This is a genomic window from Streptomyces sp. MK7 (assembly GCF_032658145.1).
GTDB classification, from domain to species: Bacteria; Actinomycetota; Actinomycetes; order Streptomycetales; family Streptomycetaceae; genus Streptomyces; species Streptomyces spiralis.
In genome coordinates this window covers 322,761-341,935 of sequence record NZ_JAVACL010000004.1, presented here as the reverse complement: position 1 = coordinate 341,935, position 19,175 = coordinate 322,761, and the positions used below count along the sequence as shown (strand labels likewise).

The window sequence follows — 19,175 nt, the reverse complement described above, 5'->3', positions numbered from 1 at the left end:
GAAGGGTGTGTGCGGGAAGGGCGGGCCCGACGGTCCGCACAGGAGGGCTCAGTTGCGGCCCGTGCTCTTGGCGAAGCGGCGGATGGCCATGAAGGAGAAGCCGGCGAACCAGGCGGCGATGTTGAACACGGCGCCGGCCAGGCTGGAGTGCTCGCCGCTGAAGGTGTAGCCGTCGGTGAGCCAGTAGCGGGCCAGGGTGGAGACGCCGTACATCGGGGTGTACCGGGAGATCTCCAGCATGGTGCCGCCGAGCGGGATGAACAGGTTGCCGAGGAAGGCCAGCGCGGTCATGGTCAGGCCCGGCATGTGCATGACCACCTCGGGCTTCATGACCAGGCCCATCGCGATGCCGAGCGCGGCGAACACCGCGGCCCCCAGCCAGGCGACGAGCAGGGAGGTCGCCCACACCTTGGTGCTGGTGTGCGCCCCGGTCAGGGCGCCGAGGACGCCGACGATGGCGACCGGCACCGCGGCCATGACGACCGAGCAGACCACCTTGACCAGCAGATAGCCGGGCGGGGCCAGTGGGCTCAGCGCGATGGTGCGCATCCAGCCGGCCGACCGCTCCACGGAGATGGTGGCCGCCGAGCTGGTGGCGGCCATGGCGGCGCCGTACACCGCGAGGCCGGTCATCATCCAGGCGGCGAAATTGCCGTGCGGCAGCGTCCCGTGGGCGGGGGCGGTGCGGAACAGGGCGAGGTAGAGGACCGCCGGGAGGAGCAGGGTGAAGATGGTGGTCTGGCGGTTGAAGCGGCGGCGCAGCTCGTAGCGGACGAAGGTCGGGTTGACGCCGCTGAACGGCGAGGTGCGGGCGCGGGCGGGGACGGCGGCCGGCGCGGTCACGGTGGTCATCGCGAGGCCTCCTGGGCGTTGCGGCCCTGGTGGGTGATGGCCATGAAGGCCTCCTCCAGGCTGCGCGGGGCGACCTCGATCTCGGTGGCCGAGGTCTGGGTGACCAGCACCCGCAGCAGGGCGTCGGAGTCGGTGGCGTCGAAGTAGTGGCGGTCGCCGCGGACCACGCAGGAGCGGACCGCGGGCGAGGCCGCCACCGCCTGTGCGTCACGCGGGCCGATCAGGGCGGAGACGGTACGTCCGGTCATGGCCGCGCGGATGGAGGAGGCGGAGCCGTCGGCGACGACCCGGCCCCGGTCGATCATCACCACACGGTCGGCGAACTGGTCGGCCTCCTCCATGTAGTGGGTGGCGAACATGACGGTCATGCCGCGCTCGGCGTCCTCGCGGACGGTGGCCCAGAACTCCCGGCGGGCGACGACGTCCATACCGGCGGTCGGCTCGTCCAGCACCAGGAAGTCCGGGTCCGACAGCAGCGCGACCGCGAACCGCAGCCGCTGCTGCTCGCCGCCGGAGCACTCGGCGACCCGCCGGTGGCGCAGCGGCGTGATGCCGGCCCGGGCCATGACGTGCTCGGCGTCGGCGCCGGGGTGCAGCGAGCCGAGCATCCGTACGGTCGCCTCGACCGTCAGGTCGGGCAGCAGCCCACCGGACTGGAGCACGGCGGCGACCCGCCCGGCGCGCACCGCCTGCTGCGGGGCCTGCCCGAACAGCTCCACATGACCGGAGTCGGCCCGGGTGAGTCCCAGCAGCATGTCGATGGTGGTCGTCTTGCCGGCGCCGTTCGGCCCGAGGAAGGCCACCACCTCACCGCGGCGGATCCGCAGGTCCAGCCCGTCGACGGCGGTGAACTCCTCACCCTTGGCGTTGCGGAACCGCTTGACGACCGTGCTGAGCACGGCGGCGGGGGCTTCCGGGGACCTCACCTCCCTCGGCGCCGGACGGAGTTGGGTTTCGGTCATCTTCAGGTCCTCACGATTCGGTGGGGGGCTGCCTTGGCGGAAACCACTCTTGCGCCCCGCGCTATCCGGCCGAACCGGAGCGGCTATCGCCGCCCTATCGAGGTGTGGGCATACGGGTTGAGCTGCCGAAACTCGCTGGCCCTGAGACGAGAGACACCGGCGGTGCGGGCCGTCGGCGTCGTGGGGGTGAGCCATCGTGACGCCATTTCACCGGCGAGGTCTCCAAGGGCCGTACACGTACGGCGCGGCCCACCGGGCTGCCCTGGGCGAGGTCCACGACCTGCGACGGGCGCGTCCAGCCGGCCGGGCGCCACCTTCAGGTGTCACCGGCGCCTTCGAGGTTCTCCACCACCTTCCCGGACGGCCGCCCAGGGTGTGTCGCCGTGAGCGCTCTCGCCGGCCCCAGGCTGAGACCGGACGCGGCCCCGCTGACCGGCTGCGCGCCTTCCCTCCGTGGAAGACTGGCTCGTCCACCGCACGACACTGCGGCCCGGCGGCCTGACGTACAGCCCCGCCGCCGATCCCACGGGGCACCGGTGCCGGCGAGCGAGATGGAGCACGTCGCAGCCGTGTAGTGCAACTCAATTCGAGACGTTCGGTGAGGAGGCACCGCCGGTGGCGCCCACCGCTGTTCGGGCCGCCGCCACGAAGGCTGCGATCGCCGGGTGGGTGCCGCCACCCGCGCGGAAGGCGACCTTCGAGCGACGGAACAGGGGCAGCCGGGTCAGGACCACGCCCTCGGGGACGTGCGTGGCGGCCATCTCCGGTACGAATCCGGCGCCTTGCCCGATCGCGGCCAGCGCAAGGACCGTACGGAAGTCGTTGACCTGATGGCGGATCCGCGGCTGGAAGCCGGCCGCCTGACAGGCGCGTACGGCCATCGCGTGACCCGTCGTGCCGTCCCTGGCCGTGATCCATACGGACGTGGCCCACGGTCCGAGCAGCTCCGCCAGAGTGTTGCCGCGAGCGGCGGAACCGGTCGCAGGAGCGCTGTCGGCGCTTCCCGTGGCCAGATACATCGGCTCCTCCAGCAGCGGCACCTGGTCGACCGTGGTGTCCGGTGACGCGGGCACGAAGTCGTAGTCGTGAACGAGTGCCACGTCGAGTTCGCCGGCGCGCAGGCAGTCGGAGACCCGCGCCGAGTCGATCTCCTGCACCATCGGTTCCAGCGCGGGATGCCGCTGGGCCAGCGCGGCCAGGATGGCGGGCACGATCGCGGGGCCGCCGGAGGGAAACGTCCCGATCCGTAGCGGCCCGCCGATGCCCTCACGTGCCCCGGCCAGTTCAGAGACCGCCAGTTCGAGGCGTTCGAGAATGGCGTCGGCGTGAGTGACAAGGGTGCGGCCCGCGGGTGTGAGCACCACCCGTCTGCCACTTCGTTCCAGCAGGGGCACCCCCGCCTCGCGCTCGAGCACCCCCAACTGCTGTGACACGGCCGAGGCGGTGAAGGTCAGGGCCTCGGCCACGGCCGCGATGGTGCCACGTCGGTCCAGTTCGCGCAGCAGGTGGAGACGTCGGACATCAAGCATAAGGTGAGCTTACGCATAGGCGAAGAAACATGAACTGGATCTACTTGGTTTCCGTGGGCCAGGCTGGGCGTATGAAGCCTGAAGCGAACCTCAGCGGCCTGTTCGTCCCCTTGGTCACCCCCTTCACCGACGACCTGCGCCTCGCTCCGGACGCGCTCGGCCGCCTCGCCGATGAGGCGCTGTCGGTCGGCGGCGCCCGCGGACTTGTAGCCCTGGGAACCACCGCGGAGGCGGCCACGCTGACCACCGAGGAGAAGCAGGACGTGGTCCGCATCTGCTCGGCTGCCTGCCGGGCACACGGAGCTCCGCTGATCGTCGGCGTCGGCACCAACGACACCGTCGCCGCCATCACGACACTCCGGGAACTCGCTCAGAGCGGTGACGTCACTGCGGCGCTGGTTCCCGCACCGCCCTACATCCGGCCAGGCGAGGCGGGAACGCTGGCGCACTTCACGGCACTCGCCGAACACGGGGGCCTGCCGCTGGTCGTCTACGACATCCCGTACCGCACCGGCCAGCCCCTCAGTACCGGCACGCTGCACGCGCTGAGGAACATTCCAGAGGTCGTCGGGGTCAAGTACGCGACCGGTGCGATCGACGCCGCCACGATGGAACTGCTCGGCTCGTCGGCTCCGGGCTTCTCGGTGCTCGGCGGCGATGACGCCGTCATCTCGCCACTGCTCGCGGCGGGCGCCCGCGGCGGCATCCTGGCGTCGGCCAACGTCCGCACCGCCGACTATGCCGAGCTGATCTCGCTCTGGCAGAGCGACGCCACCGGACCGGCCCGCAGGCTGGGAGCCGAGCTGGCCCGGCTGTCGACCGCGCTCTTCGCCGAGCCGAACCCGACCGTGATCAAGGGGTTGCTGCACGCCCAGGGCCGCATTCCCAGCCCGGCCGTCCGGCTGCCGCTGCTGGCCGCCTCCGCCGATTCGGTACGGCGGGCAGCAGACCTGGCCACAGCCTGGACCGGCCAAGACCTTCACGAGGCCGGGGTTCAGTCATCGGGGCCGCTCTTCAGCGCGGTTCCGTCGTCGGCGAGCTCGACCTGGCGCAGCCTGCGGCCGTCGGAGCCGACCTCCATGAAGTAGGTCGCGGGTTCATCGCCGCCGCCACCCCGGCGGCGCCGAAGGTGCACGATGTTCCGGTCCGAAAGCGCGCCGAAACCAGGGCGGCCGCGCTGTGCGTCACGCGACCGGCAGGACGACACCCAGGGGCCTGACCCCGAAGAGTCAGACCCCCTCCGACCTGCATGTCTGCCAGATCATTGAAGTGATGTCATGTCACCGGCTAGACATTGAAGCGGAACTCCACCACGTCCCCGTCCTGCATCACGTACTCCTTGCCCTCCATGCGGGCCTTGCCCTTGGCGCGGGCCTCGGCGACCGAGCCGGCCTCGAGGAGGTCCCCGAAGGAGATGACCTCGGCCTTGATGAAGCCCTTCTGGAAGTCGGTGTGGATCACGCCGGCGGCCTCGGGGGCGGTGGCGCCCTTCTTGATGGTCCAGGCGCGGGATTCCTTGGGGCCGGCCGTCAGGTAGGTCTGCAGGCCCAGGGTGTTGAAGCCGACGCGGGCGAGGGTGGCCAGGCCCGGCTCGTGCTGGCCGACGGACTCCAGCAGCTCCAGGGCCTCCTCCTCGTCCAGCTCGGCGAGGTCGGCCTCCAGCTTGGCGTTGAGGAAGATCGCCTCGGCGGGGGCGACCAGGGCGCGCTGCTCGTTCTTGAAGTCCTCGTCGATCAGTTCGTCCTCGTCGACGTTGAAGACGTAGAGGAAGGGCTTCGTCGTGAGCAGGTGCAGGTCGTGGAGGAGTTCCGCGCGCTCGCTGCCCTGGACGATGCCGTGCGCGAAGAGCGTGTCGCCCTTCTCCAGGATCTCCTTGGCCTCCTCGACGGCCTTGACCTTCGGGGCCACGTCCTTCTTGATCCGCGATTCCTTCTGGAGGCGCGGGAGGACCTTCTCGATGGTCTGGAGGTCGGCGAGGATCAGCTCGGTGTTGATCGTCTCGATGTCGTTCTTCGGCGAGACCTTGCCGTCGACGTGGACGACGTTCTCGTCCTTGAAGGCGCGGATGACCTGGCAGATCGCGTCCGACTCGCGGATGTTGGCGAGGAACTTGTTGCCCAGGCCCTCGCCCTCGCTGGCGCCGCGCACGATGCCGGCGATGTCGACGAAGTCGACCGTGGCCGGCAGGATCCGCTCCGACTTGAAGATCGAGGCGAGCTGGGCGAGACGACCGTCCGGGACGCCCACGACACCGACGTTCGGCTCGATCGTGGCGAACGGGTAGTTGGCCGCGAGCACGTCGTTCTTGGTCAGGGCGTTGAACAGGGTCGACTTGCCGACGTTCGGCAGACCGACGATTCCGATCGTGAGCGACACGTTGCGACTTCCCGTACGTGAGGAGACTGGCGGCCAGGCGGCCGATCCACCAGTCTACGGCGTGTCGCGACCCGGCCCCCGCGGCGGTTCGAACGCTTGGCCAGGCCGCGCCACGCGGCGTGTCAAACGGCCTATTCAGCACATAAACAGACCTAGGTTGGTCCAGTGGAGCAACCCAGGACGCGACCTCAGCAGCACGGACCGCGACGCGGCGGGCCCCCGACGCCGCCGCAGGCGGCACGGCAGGGCGCGCAGGGCCGCCGGCCCTCGGCACGGCACCCCGCGGGGGCGCGGCGTCCGGCCGCCGCGGCTCCCGTCTCCGGCCCCGCCGCCGCCATACGACGGCTGCGGCGGCTGCCCAACCCGCAGTTCACGGGCCTGGGGGCCGGACTGTTCTGCGGGACGCTGATGTTCCTGCTGGGCTGTCTCGACCAGCTGCTGTTCGGCGGGTCCCAGACCGGGTACGGCGTGCTGTTCCTGCCGGTGTGTGTGCTGACCGCCGTGTGGGTGCGCCGGGGCGATCTGCTGACCTCGCCGGTCGTGGTGCCCATCGGGTTCGCCGTGGGCCTGCTGCCCCTGGCCGAGGGCGACGGCTTTCTCGGCACGCTGGTCAGCCTGGTCACCGCGCTCGCCGCGCAGGCGCTGTGGTTGTACGGGGGAACGCTGATCGCGGGGGTCACGGCTCTGCTGCGGCGCGCCGCACCCGCACCCGCGCCCGCCCGGGCACGGGCCGGACGCCGCCCGCCGCGGTGAGGGACGGGAGCACCTGGGCGCTCCCCCCTCCGGTCCCGGGCGCCCCGCCGCTCGGCTACGCGCCCTCCGCCGCCCGCATCGCCGCGCCCACGATGCCCGCGTTGTTCTGCAGCTGGGCGGGGACGATCGGGGCTCTGACGCCCTTGATGACGGGCAGGAACTTGTCGGCCTTGCGGCTGACGCCGCCACCGAGGATGAACAGCTCCGGGGAGAAGAGCATCTCGAGGTGGGCGAGGTACTTCTCGACGCGGTGGCCCCACTGCTCCCAGGACAGCTGGTGGTCGTCCTTGGCCTTGCTGGAGGCCCGTTTCTCCGCCTCGTGGCCGTCCAGCTCCAGATGGCCCAGCTCCGTGTTGGCGACGAGGGTGCCGTCGACGAAGACCGCGCTGCCGATGCCGGTGCCGAAGGTCAGCAGGATCACGGTGCCCCGGCGTCCCTGGCCGGCGCCGAAGTGCATCTCGGCGACGCCCGCCGCGTCCGCGTCGTTGACCACGGTCACCGGCAGGCCGCCCAGCCGCTCGCCGAACAGGGCGCGCGCGTCGGTGTCGATCCAGCTCTTGTCGACGTTCGCCGCCGTGCGGACCGTGGCGCCGCCGGTGACCACGCCCGGGAACGTCAGCCCGACCGGTCCCGTCCAGCCGAAGTGGTCGACGACCTGCTTGACACCGTCGGCCACCCCGTCGGGCGTCGCCGGATGCGGGGTCAGCACCTTGAAGCGCTCCTGGGCCAGGTCGCCCTTGCCCAGGTCCACCGGGGCGCCCTTGATCCCCGACCCGCCGATGTCCACACCGAAGATCTGCATGGCTCCACGTTACGACGTGCGACTGACAGCCACGGCGTCATCGGCGATCACGCCTGCGGCGTACCCGATCCGCCGCGCTCGGCCACCATCGCGGCGGCCTCCTCGCGCAGGTCCCGGCGGAGCTCCTTGGGCAGGGAGAAGGTGATGGACTCCTCCGCCGCCCTGACGATCTCCACGTCCTCGAAGCCGCGCCGGGCCAGCCACTCGAGCACCTGCTCGACCAGGACCTCGGGCACCGACGCGCCCGACGTCACGCCGACCGTCGTCACGCCCTCCAGCCAGGCCTCGTCGATCTCGTCGGCGAAGTCCACGAGGTAGGCCTGGGCCGCGCCCGCGAGCTTGGCGACCTCCACCAGACGCTTGGAGTTGGAGGAGTTGCGGGAGCCGACCACGATCACCAGGTCCGCCTCGGCGCCCATCTGCTTGACGGCGAGCTGGCGGTTCTGCGTGGCGTAGCAGATGTCGTCGCTCGGCGGGGAGATCAGCTGCGGGAACTTCTCCTTCAGGGCGTCGACCGTCTCCATGGTCTCGTCCACCGACAGCGTGGTCTGGGAGAGCCAGACGACCTTCGACGGGTCACGGACCTCGACCTTGGCGACGTCCTCGGGACCGTCGACGAGCTGGATGTGGTCGGGGGCCTCGCCGGAGGTGCCGATGACCTCCTCGTGGCCCTCGTGCCCGATCAGGAGGATGTCGTAGTCCTCCTTGGCGAAGCGGGCGGCCTCCTTGTGGACCTTGGTGACCAGCGGGCAGGTGGCGTCGATGGTGGCGAGGCGGCCGCGCTCGGCCTCCTCGTGGACGACGGGCGCCACGCCGTGCGCGGAGAACATCACGATGTTGCCCGGCGGCACCTCCTCCGTCCGCTCGACGAAGACGGCGCCCTTCTTCTCCAGGGTCTGCACGACGTACTTGTTGTGGACGATCTCGTGCCGGACGTACACCGGAGCCCCGTACTGCTCCAGGGCCTTCTCGACGGCGATCACGGCACGGTCCACACCCGCGCAGTAGCCCCGGGGGGCGGCGAGCAGGACACGGCGGCCAGACGTAGCAGTCATGGCACCCATCGTAAGGCCGCACCCGGCGGCCGGAAGATCGCCGGGGGTGTCGCCGGGAGCACCGGCCCGGCGCGACGGCGCGATCACCCCCGCGCGGTGCCGCCACCGCCCGCGTTGTCGGTGGCGGCGGCTACGCTCGCGGACATGGCTGTCACCACGTCCCCCGAATCCCCGCTGCCGGTCGGTGAGGTCTCGCGGCTCATCGGCGGCTGGATCGACCGGCTCGGCGCGGTGTGGGTCGAGGGTCAGATCACCCAGCTGTCGCGGCGGCCGGGCGCGGGCGTGGTGTTCCTGACGCTGCGCGACCCGTCGTACAACATCTCGGTCGGCGTGACCTGCTACCGCGAGGTGTTCGACGCGGTCGCCGACGTCGTCGGCGAGGGCGCCCGCGTCGTCGTGCACGCCAAGCCGGAGTGGTACGCCCCGCGCGGGCAGCTGTCCCTGCGGGCCGCCGAGATACGGCCGGTGGGCGTCGGCGAGCTGCTGGCCCGCCTGGAGCAGCTGAAGAAGTCGCTGGCCGCCGAGGGACTGTTCGCGCCCGAGCGGAAGAAGGTGCTGCCCTTCCTCCCCCAGCTGATCGGCCTGGTCTGCGGCCGCGCCTCCGCCGCCGAGCGGGACGTGCTGGAGAACGCCCGGCACCGCTGGCCCGCCGTCCGCTTCGAGGTGCGCAACGTCGCGGTGCAGGGCGTGCACGCCGTTCCGCAGGTCGTACAGGCCGTCAAGGAGCTCGACGCGCTCGACGAGGTGGACGTGATCATCGTCGCGCGCGGCGGCGGCAGCGTGGAGGACCTGCTGCCGTTCTCCGACGAGCAGCTGGTCCGCGCGGTGGCGTCCTGCCGTACGCCGGTCGTCTCCGCGATCGGGCACGAGCCGGACACCCCTTTGCTCGACTACGTCGCCGACCTGCGCGCCTCCACGCCCACCGACGCCGCCAAGAAGGTCGTGCCGGACGTCGGCGAGGAGCTCGAGCGGGTACGGCAGCTGCGCGACCGCGCCCGGCGGTGCGTGAGTGCGCTGGTCGAGCGGGAGGAGCGGGGCCTCGCCCACGCGCTGGCGCGGCCCTGCATGGAGGATCCGCACCGCATGATCGATGAGCGGTCGGACCATGTCGCCTCGCTGCTGGACCGCGGCCGGCGCACGCTGCGGCACCTGCTGGACCGCGCCGACTCGGAGCTGACGCACACGCACGCGCGCGTAGTGGCCCTCTCCCCCGCCGCGACACTGCGCCGCGGGTACGCCGTGCTGCAGAAGGCCGACGGGCACGTGGTCCGCGACCCGGCCGAGGTCGCGGCGGACGAGGCGCTGCGCGCCCGGGTCGCCGGGGGCGAGTTCACAGTTCGGGTCGACACATAGGGTGGGCGGATGACAAGCAACACCGCAGCAGGCAGCACGGCGGCCGCGGACGAGACGCTCGGCTACGAGCAGGCACGGGACGAGCTGATCGAGGTCGTCCGGCGTCTGGAGGCGGGCGGTACGAGCCTGGAGGAGTCCCTCGCGCTGTGGGAGCGGGGCGAGGAGCTGGCCAAGGTCTGCCGGCGCTGGCTGGAGGGCGCCCGTGCGCGCCTGGACGCGGCACTGGCCGAGGAGGCGGCCGAGGACGAGGCGGAATCCTCCGGGTGAGGTCTCCGGGGGCGGGTAGTCCCGGGCGCGGGTGAGGTCCTCAGGAGCGGGTGAGGTCCCCGGGGAGCGGGAGGTCAGGTCAGTACTTCAGGACTTCTTCAGCTCCAGCGCCTGCGCCATCTTCGTCAGCTGGCCGAAGGAGGCCGTGCCCGCCACCACCGTGGTGGAGCCCTTGGCGTCCTCCAGTACGAGGGCGTCGTAGCGGCCGCCGGTGTACCGGGTCCAGGTGCGGCCGTCGATCTCCTGGGTGACCTTGGTGGCGCGGCCGCCCTGGCTGGCGTCGTCGATGAAGTCCTTGCGCTTCTGAGTGGACTGCTCGATCGCCACGTATTGGCCCTCGGGATCCTGGAAACCCAGATGCCAGCGGTTGTCCTGGTCGGCCCGGTAGCGGACGGAGGTGGGCTTCCAGGTCTCGGGCAGGCCCTCGGGCGCGGCCACCGCGTACGGGGCGGCGCGGCGCGCGGTGAGCAGTTCGACGCGGTAGTCGACCCGCTGGATGTCGGGAGCGTGATCGTCGTGCGGGATGAAGAGATAGATGCTCGCGGCCGCGATCACGATCACTCCCAGGGAGAGGATCATGCTCCGGACCGACTTCTGCTTGCCGTTCGAACCTGCCACGCCCCCTATCGTCGCAGGTGCCCGGACCGCTCATCCGTGGGGTCCCCTGCTCATTTTGTCTGCTCAGCGATAGAGTCGGGACACACCCTCATCCGGCCGTCGTCGTATCAGAAAGGTGCGCTCCGATGACCGAACATCATCTTTTGCCGTCCGAGCTGGAAGTCCCCGAAGAGGCTCCCGACCGCAACATCGCCCTGGAACTGGTCCGGGTCACCGAGGCCGCGGCGATGGCCGCGGGCCGGTGGGTCGGGCGCGGTGACAAGAACGGCGCCGACGGCGCCGCGGTCCGCGCCATGCGCACCCTCGTCTCCACCGTGTCGATGAACGGCGTCGTCGTCATCGGCGAGGGCGAGAAGGACGAGGCCCCGATGCTCTTCAACGGAGAGCGCGTGGGCGACGGCACCGGCCCGGAGGTCGACATCGCGGTCGACCCGATCGACGGCACCACGCTGACCGCCAAGGGCATGCCGAACGCGATCGCGGTGCTGGCCGCCACCGAACGCGGCGCGATGTTCGACCCGTCCGCCGTGTTCTACATGGACAAGCTGGTGACCGGCCCGGACGCGGCCGACTTCGTGGACATCGACGCGCCGGTGTCGGTGAACATCAAGCGCGTCGCCAAGGCCAAGCGGGGCACCCCCGAGGACGTCACCGTCGTCATCCTGGACCGGCCGCGGCACCAGGGCCTCATCCAGGAGGTCCGGGAGGCGGGCGCGCGCATCAAGCTGATCTCCGACGGCGACGTGGCCGGCTCGATCTACGCACTGCGCGAGGGCACCGGCGTCGACCTGCTGCTCGGCATCGGCGGCACGCCCGAGGGCATCATCTCGGCCTGCGCCGTGAAGTGCCTGGGCGGCACGATCCAGGGCAAGCTGTGGCCCAAGGACGACGAGGAGCGGCAGCGGGCGATCGACGCCGGGCACGACCTCGACCGCGTGCTGACCACGGACGACCTGGTCTCGGGCGAGAACGTCTTCTTCGTCGCGACCGGCATCACCGACGGCGAGCTGCTGCGCGGGGTGCGCTACCGCTCGGAGACGGCGACGACCGACTCGATCGTCATGCGCTCCAAGTCGGGCACGGTGCGGCGGATCGAGTCCGAGCACCGGCTGAGCAAGCTGCGGGCGTACAGCGCGATCGACTTCGACCGCGCGAGGTAGCGGGCGGGCGGCCGGCGCCCCGCCCGAAGGCCCGGTACAGAGCAGGTATGGGGCGCTCCCTGTGCGGAGGGAGCGCCCCATACGCGTGCCGAGGAACGCGTGCCGGCGTGCCGGGAATGGCCCTGCCGGGGATCCGGCTAGCCGGCCGCCGCTATACGGCCCGTCGCGCGGGCCGCCTTCTTGAGCTCCAGTTCGCGCCGGCGGCGCCGGGCGAGGACGACGCGGCGCTCGGCGGCGGTGAGGCCGCCCCAGACGCCGTACGGCTCCGGTTGCAGCAGCGCGTGCTCACGGCACTCCACCATCACCGGGCAGCGCGCGCAGACCCGCTTGGCCGCCTCCTCGCGCGACAGCCGCGCGGCGGTGGGCTCCTTCGAGGGCGCGAAGAACAGGCCGGCCTCGTCGCGCCGGCACACCGCCTCGGTGTGCCAGGGTGCGTCTTGGTCCCTGTCCCGCACTGGCACCCGCGGGGCCGGAACGGCAGCTACCTGCAGGGACGAATGCGGCGGTTGCAGCACGGTCTTCTCCTGACGACGGCTTCGCGAGCGAGAGACGATGCAGCAAGGCCTACCCGCTGTGCGCGCGCCTATGCACTGAGTTCCCGACCGTGCGGTTGGTCAGAGGTGCTCCGTGGCTTGTTCGCGACCGCCTCACAGATGTTTGCCCACACTCCTGTCGACCTTGCGCTGCACACGGTCGAGGATGTCGGCGACGAGCTTGCCGCGCTTGGGCCGTGCCTCGACGTTGCCCAGGATCGCCCAGCCGTCGACGTAGACGACGGGCGCGTCGGACTCGGACGAGTCCAGCGGCGCCACGTCGAAGTTGCCGAGGACGCCGCCGCCGGTGCCGCGCAGCGACACGTTCTCCGGGACGCGGATCTGGACGTCGCCGAAGACGGAGACGGCCTTGATCACGACCTGCTGGTACTCGAAGAGCGCCTCGCTGAGGTCGATCTCGACACTGCCGAAGACCGCGTACGCGTGCAGCCGCCGCCCGGCGCGCCAGCGGCCCTTGCGCATGGCCGAGCTGAACACCGCCACCACGTTCTCGTCGGCCTCCGGGGGTATCGCACCGGCGGCCGGGCGATGGGGCGCGGAGGTGTAGGCCGGTGCCGTACGGCCCTGGTGGGCGGCGGGCAGGTCCTGGATGAAGACCTCCAGCTCGCCGACCGTCTTGGCGCTCAGCACCCCCTCGACGCGCTCGGCGTGCTCGTCGGCGCTCAGACGGCCCTCGGCGAGGGCGTCGCGCAGGATGTCGGCGATGCGGTCACGGTCGGCGTCCGAGGCGCGCAGCTCCGTGGCGGGGGCGGCGGTCTGCTTCTGAAGGTCCACGGCAGCAGCGTACCCAAACACGATAGATCGCGACACCTCCGCGCACGAGAAGCGGCCGGGGAACCGAGCCGGACCGGGCCGGCGATGAGCGGCCGGTGAACTGAGCCGGACCTCACAGCCTCACCGTCAGTGGCAGGTTCTACGCTGGTCGGTGCCCGCCGGCGTCGGCGGGCAGCCGTCCGTAGAGTGAGGAATGGGCTGCGATGCCTGAGTTCGCGTACACCGATCTGCTCCCCCAGGGTGAGGACACCACCCCGTACCGGCTGGTGACGTCCGAAGGCGTCTCCACCGTCGAGGGGCCCGACGGACGTACGTTCCTCAAGGTCGAGCCGGAGGCGCTGCGCAAGCTGGCGGAGGAGGCCGTCCACGACATCCAGCACTACCTGCGCCCGGCCCACCTCGCCCAGCTGCGCCGCATCATCGACGACCCGGAGGCCAGCGCGAACGACAAGTTCGTCGCCCTGGACCTGCTCAAGAACGCCAACATCGCCGCCGCCGGCGTGCTGCCGATGTGCCAGGACACCGGCACGGCCATCGTCATGGGCAAGCGCGGGCAGAACGTCCTGACCGAGGGCGAGGACGAGAAGGCCCTCTCCCGCGGCATCTACGACGCCTACACCAAGCTGAACCTGCGCTACTCGCAGATGGCCCCGCTGACCATGTGGGAGGAGAAGAACACCGGCTCCAACCTCCCCGCCCAGATCGAGCTGTACGCCACCGACGGCGGCGCCTACAAGTTCCTGTTCATGGCCAAGGGCGGCGGCAGCGCCAACAAGTCCTTCCTCTATCAGGAGACGAAGGCCGTCCTGAACGAGGCCTCCATGATGAAGTTCCTGGAGGAGAAGATCCGTTCGCTCGGTACGGCCGCCTGCCCGCCGTACCACCTGGCGATCGTCGTCGGCGGCACCAGCGCGGAGTACGCCCTGAAGACCGCGAAGTACGCCTCCGCGCACTACCTGGACGAGATCCCGGCGGAGGGCTCGGAGCTCGGCCACGGCTTCCGCGACAAGGACCTCGAGCAGAAGGTCTTCGAGCTGACCCAGAAGATCGGCATCGGCGCGCAGTTCGGCGGCAAGTACTTCTGCCACGACGTGCGCGTGGTGCGCCTGCCCCGGCACGGCGCGTCCTGCCCGGTCGCGATCGCGGTGTCCTGCTCTGCGGACCGCCAGGCCGTCGCCAAGATCACCGCCGAGGGCGTGTTCCTGGAGCAGCTGGAGACCGACCCGGCCCGCTTCCTGCCGGAGACGACCGACGAGCACCTGGACGAGTCCTCCGACGTCGTCGAGATCGATCTCAACCAGCCGATGGACACGATCCTCGCCGAGCTGACCAAGTACCCGGTCAAGACCCGCCTGTCGCTGACCGGCCCGCTGGTCGTGGCCCGCGACATCGCGCACGCCAAGATCAAGGAGCGGCTGGACGCGGGCGAGGAGATGCCGCAGTACCTGAAGGACCACCCGGTGTACTACGCGGGCCCGGCGAAGACCCCCGAGGGCTACGCGTCCGGCTCCTTCGGCCCGACGACGGCCGGCCGCATGGACTCCTACGTCGAGCAGTTCCAGGCGGCGGGCGGCTCCAAGGTGATGCTGGCCAAGGGCAACCGCAGCAAGCAGGTCACCGACGCGTGCAACGCCCACGGCGGCTTCTACCTCGGCTCCATCGGCGGCCCCGCCGCCCGCCTGGCCCAGGACTGCATCAAGAAGGTCGAGGTCCTGGAGTACGAGGAGCTCGGCATGGAGGCCGTCTGGAAGATCGAGGTCGAGGACTTCCCGGCGTTCATCGTCGTCGACGACAAGGGCAACGACTTCTTCCAGGACCCGGCGCCGCAGCCGACGTTCACCAGCATCCCGGTGCGGGGTCCTGGCCTGGCCTGAGCCACCCCTGAAGAGCCTCACAGGCCCCTCGGCGTCGCCGGGGGGCCTGCTGCTGTCCCGTGGGTGGCGCTATGAGCCCCGCTCCCGTGGCTTGAAGCGCACCCTTGACACCGGCACGGCGGCATCGGGAGGGTCCGAGCAGGCGACCCGGGAGTTCCCGGACTTCGATGACACCGCCATGGAGCAGTCCCGGAGGCGCGCAGGCCATGGCCGGACAGCAGCCAGTAGCCGTACAGCAGTCCGCGTTCGGTGCGGGTGAGGCCGGTACGGTCGTGGGGGCGCAACTCCATCTCGCCGTAGTAGAAGTCCGCCGCTCCCGGCTCGCTCCTGCCGTCCTGGAACGCCTTGCGCAGCGCCCGGCACACCGGCGCCGGCTGCGCCGGGCCGGCGCGCTCGGCGCCGAGCACCGCCACGTTCCGGTCCCGGACGGCATCCGGCTGCTTCGCGCGCCAGTGGTTTTCTTGGGCGAGGGTGCGGCCCGGTGAACCGCACCGGGCGCCCGCGCCGCCAGTGGGTGCCGGGCGGGACCCCGTCGAGGGAGCAGGCGCCCTCCAGCCGCGCCTGGTCCAAGTGCACCGTCCCGGTGAACAGGCACCCCAACAGTTCGGCGTCGGCGAGGATCAGTTGGGCCGCGTCCACTCCACGCAGCGAGGCCAGCCGCACCGTGGCGTCGGGCGCGCCGACGAGGGCCTGTTCCGCCGCCGGCTGTCCGCCGGGGAGCGTGAAGGAGTCAGCCCCCGCGGCGATGGTGAGGGATCGTCCGAGGAGCCCTCGCCTGCCATGAGAGGGTTACGCCACCGACATCAACGCCTCGCGCCGGCGCACCGCGGTCCCTATGCGCAGGATCGACCGCTGGTAGACCCGTGCGGACAGCACCGCCGGCCCGGCCGCTGCGGCCATCATCAGCAGGGCCGCCAGCAGGTTGGGGCCCCATCCCGCATGATGCGCGCTGACCTGCAACGGCATGACCAGCATGGAGAACGGCGGAAGGTACTGGACCACCCGCACCCAGGTGGCGTTCAAATCCTGCGCGGTGGCGATGGCCACGCCGAAGGGGACCAGGGTGGCCATGAGCACCGGCATGACCGCCGAGGACACGTCCTCCGCGCGTGAGACGAGGGAGCCCGCCGCGGCGAAGACGAAGGGCTCACGGACGCGGAGATCGTCCTGCTCGACGTCACCGGCCGGCGGCCCGGCGTTCTTCTCGGCGCCGGCCGAGCTCCGGGGCACTCCGGAGGCCGCCGAGTACGTCCGGGCGATCCGCAGCATGCCCAGGGCCGAGCCGTTGGCCGTGGACCGCGCGACCCTGCGCCGCTGCATGGCGAGCGTGGGAGAGGACGGCGGCGAGCTCCTCGACGAACTCGGCCGGCTCGACGAGCAGCTCCGGGCCCGCTGACCGCTGCCCAGGCACCCGTTCGCTGCACCGCCGGAACATCCGCGCCACCTCCCACGCTGTACCGGGTATGACCGAATACCGCACCGAGCACGACTCCATGGGCGAAGTCCAGGTCCCCGCGTTCGCCAAGTGGCGCGCCCAGACGCAGCGCGCCGTGGAGAACTTCCCCGTCTCCGGGCAGCGCCTCGAGCGCGCGCACATCGAGGCCCTCGCCCGTATCAAGGGCGCCGCCGCCAAGGTCAACGCGGAGCTCGGCGTGCTCGACAAGGACGTCGCGCTGGCGATCCAGGAGGCGGCGGCCGAGGTCGCCGAGGGCCGGTGGGACGAGCACTTCCCGGTCGACGTGTTCCAGACGGGCTCCGGCACCTCGTCGAACATGAACACCAACGAGGTCCTGGCCACCCTCGCTGCTGAGCGCCTCGGGCGGGACGTGCACCCCAACGACCACGTCAACGCCTCCCAGTCCTCCAACGACGTCTTCCCGTCCTCCATCCACATCGCGGCCACGGCCGCCGTCACCCGGGACCTGATCCCGGCCCTGGAGCACCTGGCCGCCGCCCTGGCCCGCAAGGCCGAGGAGTTCGCGGACGTGGTGAAGTCGGGGCGGACCCATCTGATGGACGCCACGCCCGTCACCCTGGGCCAGGAGTTCGGCGGGTACGCGGCCCAGATCCGGCACGGCGTGGAGCGGCTGAAGGCCTCGCTGCCGAGGCTCGCCGAGCTGCCGCTGGGCGGCACCGCCGTGGGCACCGGCATCAACACCCCGCCGGGTTTCTCCGCCGCCGTCATCGAGGAGGTGGCCCGCACCACCGGGCTGCCGCTCACCGAGGCCCGTGACCACTTCGAGGCGCAGGGCGCGCGGGACGGGATCGTGGAGACCAGCGGTCAGCTGCGGACCATCGCGGTGAGCCTGACGAAGATCGCCAACGATCTGCGGTGGATGTCCTCCGGGCCGCGGACCGGGCTGGCCGAGATCAGCCTGCCGGACCTCCAGCCGGGCTCCTCGATCATGCCGGGCAAGGTGAACCCCGTCATCCCCGAGGCGGTGCTCATGGTCTGCGCCCAGGTGACCGGCAACGACGCCACGGTCGCCACCGCCGGCGCCGCCGGCAACTTCGAGCTCAACGTCATGCTGCCGGTCATCGCCAAGAACGTCCTGGAGTCGGTCCGGCTGCTCGCGAACGTCTCGCGGCTGCTGGCCGACCGGACCGTCGACGGGATCGTCGCCCACCGGGAGCGGGCGCGCGAGTACGCCGAGTCCTCGCCGTCCGTCGTCACCCCGCTGAACAGGTACATCGGGTACGAGGAGGCGGCGAAGGTCGCGAAGAGGGCGCTCACGGAGCAGAAGACGATCCGTCAGGCCGTGCTGGAGGGCGGCTACGTCGAACGCGGCGACCTGACGGAGGAGCAGCTGGACGAGGCGCTGGACGTCCTGCGGATGACACGCCCGTGAGCAGTCCGTACGCGGGCGTGAACCATGACGCTCACCGCAGCGTCGTATGCCTGCACATGCACGCATGCATGTCACATGACACATGACACCTAATATCTGCGCTTGACTTCCTCCCCCGCCTGAAGGCGGGGGAATCCAGCGGTCGCCCGCTGGGGTTCCTGCTTCACCGACGACCGCCCCGTCCGGGAGGACTCCCGTTGAGGCCTTACACCGTCTCCACAGGCGGACACCGCCAGCCCGGCGGCCAGGATGTTGCGTGCCGCGTTCACGTCGCGGTCATGCACCGCGCCGCACTCGCACGTCCACTCGCGCACGTGCAGCGGCAGCCTCGCCACGACCGTGCCGCAGGCCCCGCACAGCTTCGAGCTGGGGAAGAAGCGGTCGATCACGACGAGTTCGCGCCCGTACCAGGCGCACTTGTACTCCAGCATGGAGCGCAGTTGCGTCCACGCCGCATCCGAGACGGCGCGCGCGAGGCGGCCGTTCTTCAGCAGGTTGCGGACGGTGAGGTCCTCGATCACGACCGTTTGGTTCTCACGGACGAGACGAGTGGACAGCTTGTGCAAAAAGTCCCGGCGCCGGTCAGTGATCCGGGCGTGGACCTTGGCGACGCGACGCCGAGCCTTCTCGGAGTTGGCCGAGCCCTTCGCCTTCCGCGACAGCTCACGCTGCGCGCGGGCCAGCCGGGCGCGGTCACGCCGCTCGTGCTTCGGGTTGGTGATCTTCTCTCCAGTGGACAGCGCCACCAGGGAGGTGATCCCGGCGTCGATGCCCACGCTCGCCGTGGTGGCGGGGGCCAGGTTGATGGTGTCCTCGCACAGCAGGGACACGAACCAGCGGTCGGCCGCATCGCGAGACACTGTCACCGTCACCGGCTCCGCACCCTCGGGCAGCGGACGCGACCAGCGGATGTCCAGCGGCTCCGCCATCTTCGCCAGAGTCAGCTTCCCCTCGCGCCACGTGAAGGCGCTGCGGGTGTACTCGGCCGACGCGCGGGACTTCTTCCGGCTCTTGAAGCGGGGGTACTTCGCGCGCTTGGCGAAGAAGTCGGCGAACGCCGTCTGAAGGTGGCGCAGCGCCTGCTGAAGCGGGACGGAGGACACCTCGGTGAGGAAGGTGAGTTCCTCGGTCTTCTTCCACTGCGTCAGCGCGGCAGAGGACTGTATGTAGGAGATGCGTCGCTGCTCGCCGTACCAGGCCCGAGTGCGTTCCTGGAGCGCCTTGTTGTAGACGAGGCGGACGCAGCCGAACGTGCGGGACAGCTCAGCTGCCTGCTCGTCCGTGGGGTAGAAGCGGTATTTGAACGCCCGCTTGACCTGCTGCGTCATGCCTCACACCGTATCAGGTTCCGTGTGAGCGGCCGGTGTCGGCCGGTGGACGGTGCACGCCCCTCCGCC

At 70.9% G+C, this 19,175-nt stretch carries 20 protein-coding genes; 9 read left to right on the top strand and 11 right to left on the bottom strand.

Annotated features, from left to right (window positions below; translation table 11 throughout):
• Nucleotides 1-48: 48 nt before the first annotated feature.
• The 3 genes from R2S09_RS08320 to R2S09_RS08310 form a co-directional block, all read right to left on the bottom strand.
• Complete coding sequence (locus R2S09_RS08320) at nt 49-852, bottom strand: ABC transporter permease (protein ID WP_316740290.1); 804 nt, start codon at nt 850-852, stop codon at nt 49-51.
• Nucleotides 849-1,814, bottom strand: coding sequence for an ABC transporter ATP-binding protein (locus tag R2S09_RS08315; protein WP_316740289.1), 966 nt, complete (start codon nt 1,812-1,814; stop codon nt 849-851). Before R2S09_RS08315 ends, R2S09_RS08320 begins: the two co-directional genes overlap by 4 nt.
• A gap of 581 nt (nt 1,815-2,395) precedes the next feature.
• Nucleotides 2,396-3,343: a LysR family transcriptional regulator gene (locus R2S09_RS08310; RefSeq protein ID WP_306189529.1), complete on the bottom strand. Its 948-nt coding sequence runs from the start codon at nt 3,341-3,343 to the stop codon at nt 2,396-2,398.
• Between the two features lie 71 nt (nt 3,344-3,414).
• Between R2S09_RS08310 and R2S09_RS08305 the strand changes: the two genes are divergently transcribed.
• Nucleotides 3,415-4,431, top strand: coding sequence for a dihydrodipicolinate synthase family protein (locus R2S09_RS08305; RefSeq protein WP_306189530.1), 1,017 nt, complete (start codon nt 3,415-3,417; stop codon nt 4,429-4,431).
• 199 nt (nt 4,432-4,630) lie between these two features.
• Here R2S09_RS08305 and ychF read toward each other — a convergent pair whose 3' ends face one another.
• Nucleotides 4,631-5,719 (bottom strand): redox-regulated ATPase YchF, encoded by a 1,089-nt coding sequence (gene ychF / locus R2S09_RS08300; RefSeq protein ID WP_306189531.1) that lies wholly within the window; start codon nt 5,717-5,719, stop codon nt 4,631-4,633.
• Between the two features lie 165 nt (nt 5,720-5,884).
• Between ychF and R2S09_RS08295 the strand changes: the two genes are divergently transcribed.
• Nucleotides 5,885-6,472, top strand: coding sequence for a DUF6542 domain-containing protein (locus R2S09_RS08295; protein ID WP_316740288.1), 588 nt, complete (start codon nt 5,885-5,887; stop codon nt 6,470-6,472).
• Between the two features lie 55 nt (nt 6,473-6,527).
• Here R2S09_RS08295 and ppgK read toward each other — a convergent pair whose 3' ends face one another.
• Together ppgK and R2S09_RS08285 are read right to left on the bottom strand one after the other, a co-directional pair.
• Entirely contained in the window at nt 6,528-7,274 is a 747-nt protein-coding gene (gene ppgK, locus R2S09_RS08290) for a polyphosphate--glucose phosphotransferase (protein ID WP_306189533.1), read from the bottom strand.
• A 47-nt stretch (nt 7,275-7,321) separates the two neighbouring features.
• Nucleotides 7,322-8,338: a 4-hydroxy-3-methylbut-2-enyl diphosphate reductase gene (locus tag R2S09_RS08285; protein WP_316740287.1), complete on the bottom strand. Its 1,017-nt coding sequence runs from the start codon at nt 8,336-8,338 to the stop codon at nt 7,322-7,324.
• A gap of 135 nt (nt 8,339-8,473) precedes the next feature.
• Here R2S09_RS08285 and xseA point away from each other — a divergent pair, with 135 nt between their 5' ends.
• Both xseA and R2S09_RS08275 read left to right on the top strand, forming a co-directional pair.
• On the top strand, nt 8,474-9,682 hold the full coding sequence (gene xseA, locus R2S09_RS08280; protein WP_306189535.1) for an exodeoxyribonuclease VII large subunit: 1,209 nt from the start codon (nt 8,474-8,476) through the stop codon (nt 9,680-9,682).
• Between the two features lie 9 nt (nt 9,683-9,691).
• Nucleotides 9,692-9,949, top strand: coding sequence for an exodeoxyribonuclease VII small subunit (locus R2S09_RS08275; protein WP_306189536.1), 258 nt, complete (start codon nt 9,692-9,694; stop codon nt 9,947-9,949).
• An 87-nt stretch (nt 9,950-10,036) separates the two neighbouring features.
• Here R2S09_RS08275 and R2S09_RS08270 read toward each other — a convergent pair whose 3' ends face one another.
• A complete protein-coding gene (locus R2S09_RS08270) occupies nt 10,037-10,567 on the bottom strand; it encodes a DUF4245 domain-containing protein (RefSeq protein WP_316740286.1) in 531 nt (176 codons plus the stop codon).
• Nucleotides 10,568-10,692: 125 nt separating this feature from the next.
• Between R2S09_RS08270 and glpX the strand changes: the two genes are divergently transcribed.
• Nucleotides 10,693-11,727: a class II fructose-bisphosphatase gene (glpX, locus tag R2S09_RS08265; protein ID WP_306189538.1), complete on the top strand. Its 1,035-nt coding sequence runs from the start codon at nt 10,693-10,695 to the stop codon at nt 11,725-11,727.
• Nucleotides 11,728-11,864: 137 nt separating this feature from the next.
• Here the strand turns inward: glpX and R2S09_RS08260 are convergent, their stop codons facing one another.
• On the bottom strand, nt 11,865-12,242 hold the full coding sequence (locus tag R2S09_RS08260; RefSeq protein WP_306189539.1) for a WhiB family transcriptional regulator: 378 nt from the start codon (nt 12,240-12,242) through the stop codon (nt 11,865-11,867).
• A gap of 132 nt (nt 12,243-12,374) precedes the next feature.
• On the bottom strand, nt 12,375-13,055 hold the full coding sequence (locus R2S09_RS08255) for a DUF1707 domain-containing protein (protein ID WP_306189540.1): 681 nt from the start codon (nt 13,053-13,055) through the stop codon (nt 12,375-12,377).
• Nucleotides 13,056-13,258: 203 nt separating this feature from the next.
• Here R2S09_RS08255 and R2S09_RS08250 point away from each other — a divergent pair, with 203 nt between their 5' ends.
• Nucleotides 13,259-14,929 carry a fumarate hydratase gene (locus R2S09_RS08250; protein WP_316740285.1) on the top strand — a complete coding sequence of 557 codons (1,671 nt, stop codon included), beginning with the start codon at nt 13,259-13,261 and terminating at the stop codon, nt 14,927-14,929.
• 206 nt (nt 14,930-15,135) lie between these two features.
• Nucleotides 15,136-15,414 (top strand): hypothetical protein, encoded by a 279-nt coding sequence (locus R2S09_RS08245; protein ID WP_316740284.1) that lies wholly within the window; start codon nt 15,136-15,138, stop codon nt 15,412-15,414.
• Nucleotides 15,415-15,718: 304 nt separating this feature from the next.
• Here R2S09_RS08245 and R2S09_RS08240 read toward each other — a convergent pair whose 3' ends face one another.
• A complete protein-coding gene (locus tag R2S09_RS08240) occupies nt 15,719-16,198 on the bottom strand; it encodes a hypothetical protein (RefSeq protein ID WP_316740283.1) in 480 nt (159 codons plus the stop codon).
• On the opposite strand from R2S09_RS08240, the gene R2S09_RS08235 reads away from it, so the two are divergent.
• Together R2S09_RS08235 and R2S09_RS08230 are read left to right on the top strand one after the other, a co-directional pair.
• Nucleotides 16,197-16,325, top strand: a complete 129-nt coding sequence (locus R2S09_RS08235) for a hypothetical protein (RefSeq protein ID WP_316740282.1) — start codon at nt 16,197-16,199, stop codon at nt 16,323-16,325. The genes R2S09_RS08240 and R2S09_RS08235 overlap by 2 nt on opposite strands.
• A 67-nt stretch (nt 16,326-16,392) precedes the next feature.
• Nucleotides 16,393-17,778, top strand: a complete 1,386-nt coding sequence (locus R2S09_RS08230; RefSeq protein WP_316740281.1) for a class II fumarate hydratase — start codon at nt 16,393-16,395, stop codon at nt 17,776-17,778.
• A gap of 89 nt (nt 17,779-17,867) precedes the next feature.
• Here R2S09_RS08230 and R2S09_RS08225 read toward each other — a convergent pair whose 3' ends face one another.
• Complete coding sequence (locus R2S09_RS08225) at nt 17,868-19,106, bottom strand: RNA-guided endonuclease TnpB family protein (RefSeq protein WP_316740280.1); 1,239 nt, start codon at nt 19,104-19,106, stop codon at nt 17,868-17,870.
• Nucleotides 19,107-19,175: the final 69 nt, after the last annotated feature.

Coding starts and splice junctions, on each gene's coding strand:
- R2S09_RS08320 (WP_316740290.1), bottom strand. CDS start 852: ATGACCACCGTGACCGCGCCGGCCGCCGTCCCCGCCCGCGCCCGCACC.
- R2S09_RS08315 (WP_316740289.1), bottom strand. CDS start 1,814: ATGACCGAAACCCAACTCCGTCCGGCGCCGAGGGAGGTGAGGTCCCCG.
- R2S09_RS08310 (WP_306189529.1), bottom strand. CDS start 3,343: ATGCTTGATGTCCGACGTCTCCACCTGCTGCGCGAACTGGACCGACGT.
- R2S09_RS08305 (WP_306189530.1), top strand. CDS start 3,415: ATGAAGCCTGAAGCGAACCTCAGCGGCCTGTTCGTCCCCTTGGTCACC.
- ppgK (WP_306189533.1), bottom strand. CDS start 7,274: ATGCAGATCTTCGGTGTGGACATCGGCGGGTCGGGGATCAAGGGCGCC.
- R2S09_RS08285 (WP_316740287.1), bottom strand. CDS start 8,338: ATGGGTGCCATGACTGCTACGTCTGGCCGCCGTGTCCTGCTCGCCGCC.
- xseA (WP_306189535.1), top strand. CDS start 8,474: ATGGCTGTCACCACGTCCCCCGAATCCCCGCTGCCGGTCGGTGAGGTC.
- R2S09_RS08275 (WP_306189536.1), top strand. CDS start 9,692: ATGACAAGCAACACCGCAGCAGGCAGCACGGCGGCCGCGGACGAGACG.
- glpX (WP_306189538.1), top strand. CDS start 10,693: ATGACCGAACATCATCTTTTGCCGTCCGAGCTGGAAGTCCCCGAAGAG.
- R2S09_RS08250 (WP_316740285.1), top strand. CDS start 13,259: ATGCCTGAGTTCGCGTACACCGATCTGCTCCCCCAGGGTGAGGACACC.
- R2S09_RS08245 (WP_316740284.1), top strand. CDS start 15,136: ATGGCCGGACAGCAGCCAGTAGCCGTACAGCAGTCCGCGTTCGGTGCG.
- R2S09_RS08235 (WP_316740282.1), top strand. CDS start 16,197: ATGCCCAGGGCCGAGCCGTTGGCCGTGGACCGCGCGACCCTGCGCCGC.
- R2S09_RS08240 (WP_316740283.1), bottom strand. CDS start 16,198: ATGCTGCGGATCGCCCGGACGTACTCGGCGGCCTCCGGAGTGCCCCGG.
- R2S09_RS08230 (WP_316740281.1), top strand. CDS start 16,393: ATGACCGAATACCGCACCGAGCACGACTCCATGGGCGAAGTCCAGGTC.
- R2S09_RS08225 (WP_316740280.1), bottom strand. CDS start 19,106: ATGACGCAGCAGGTCAAGCGGGCGTTCAAATACCGCTTCTACCCCACG.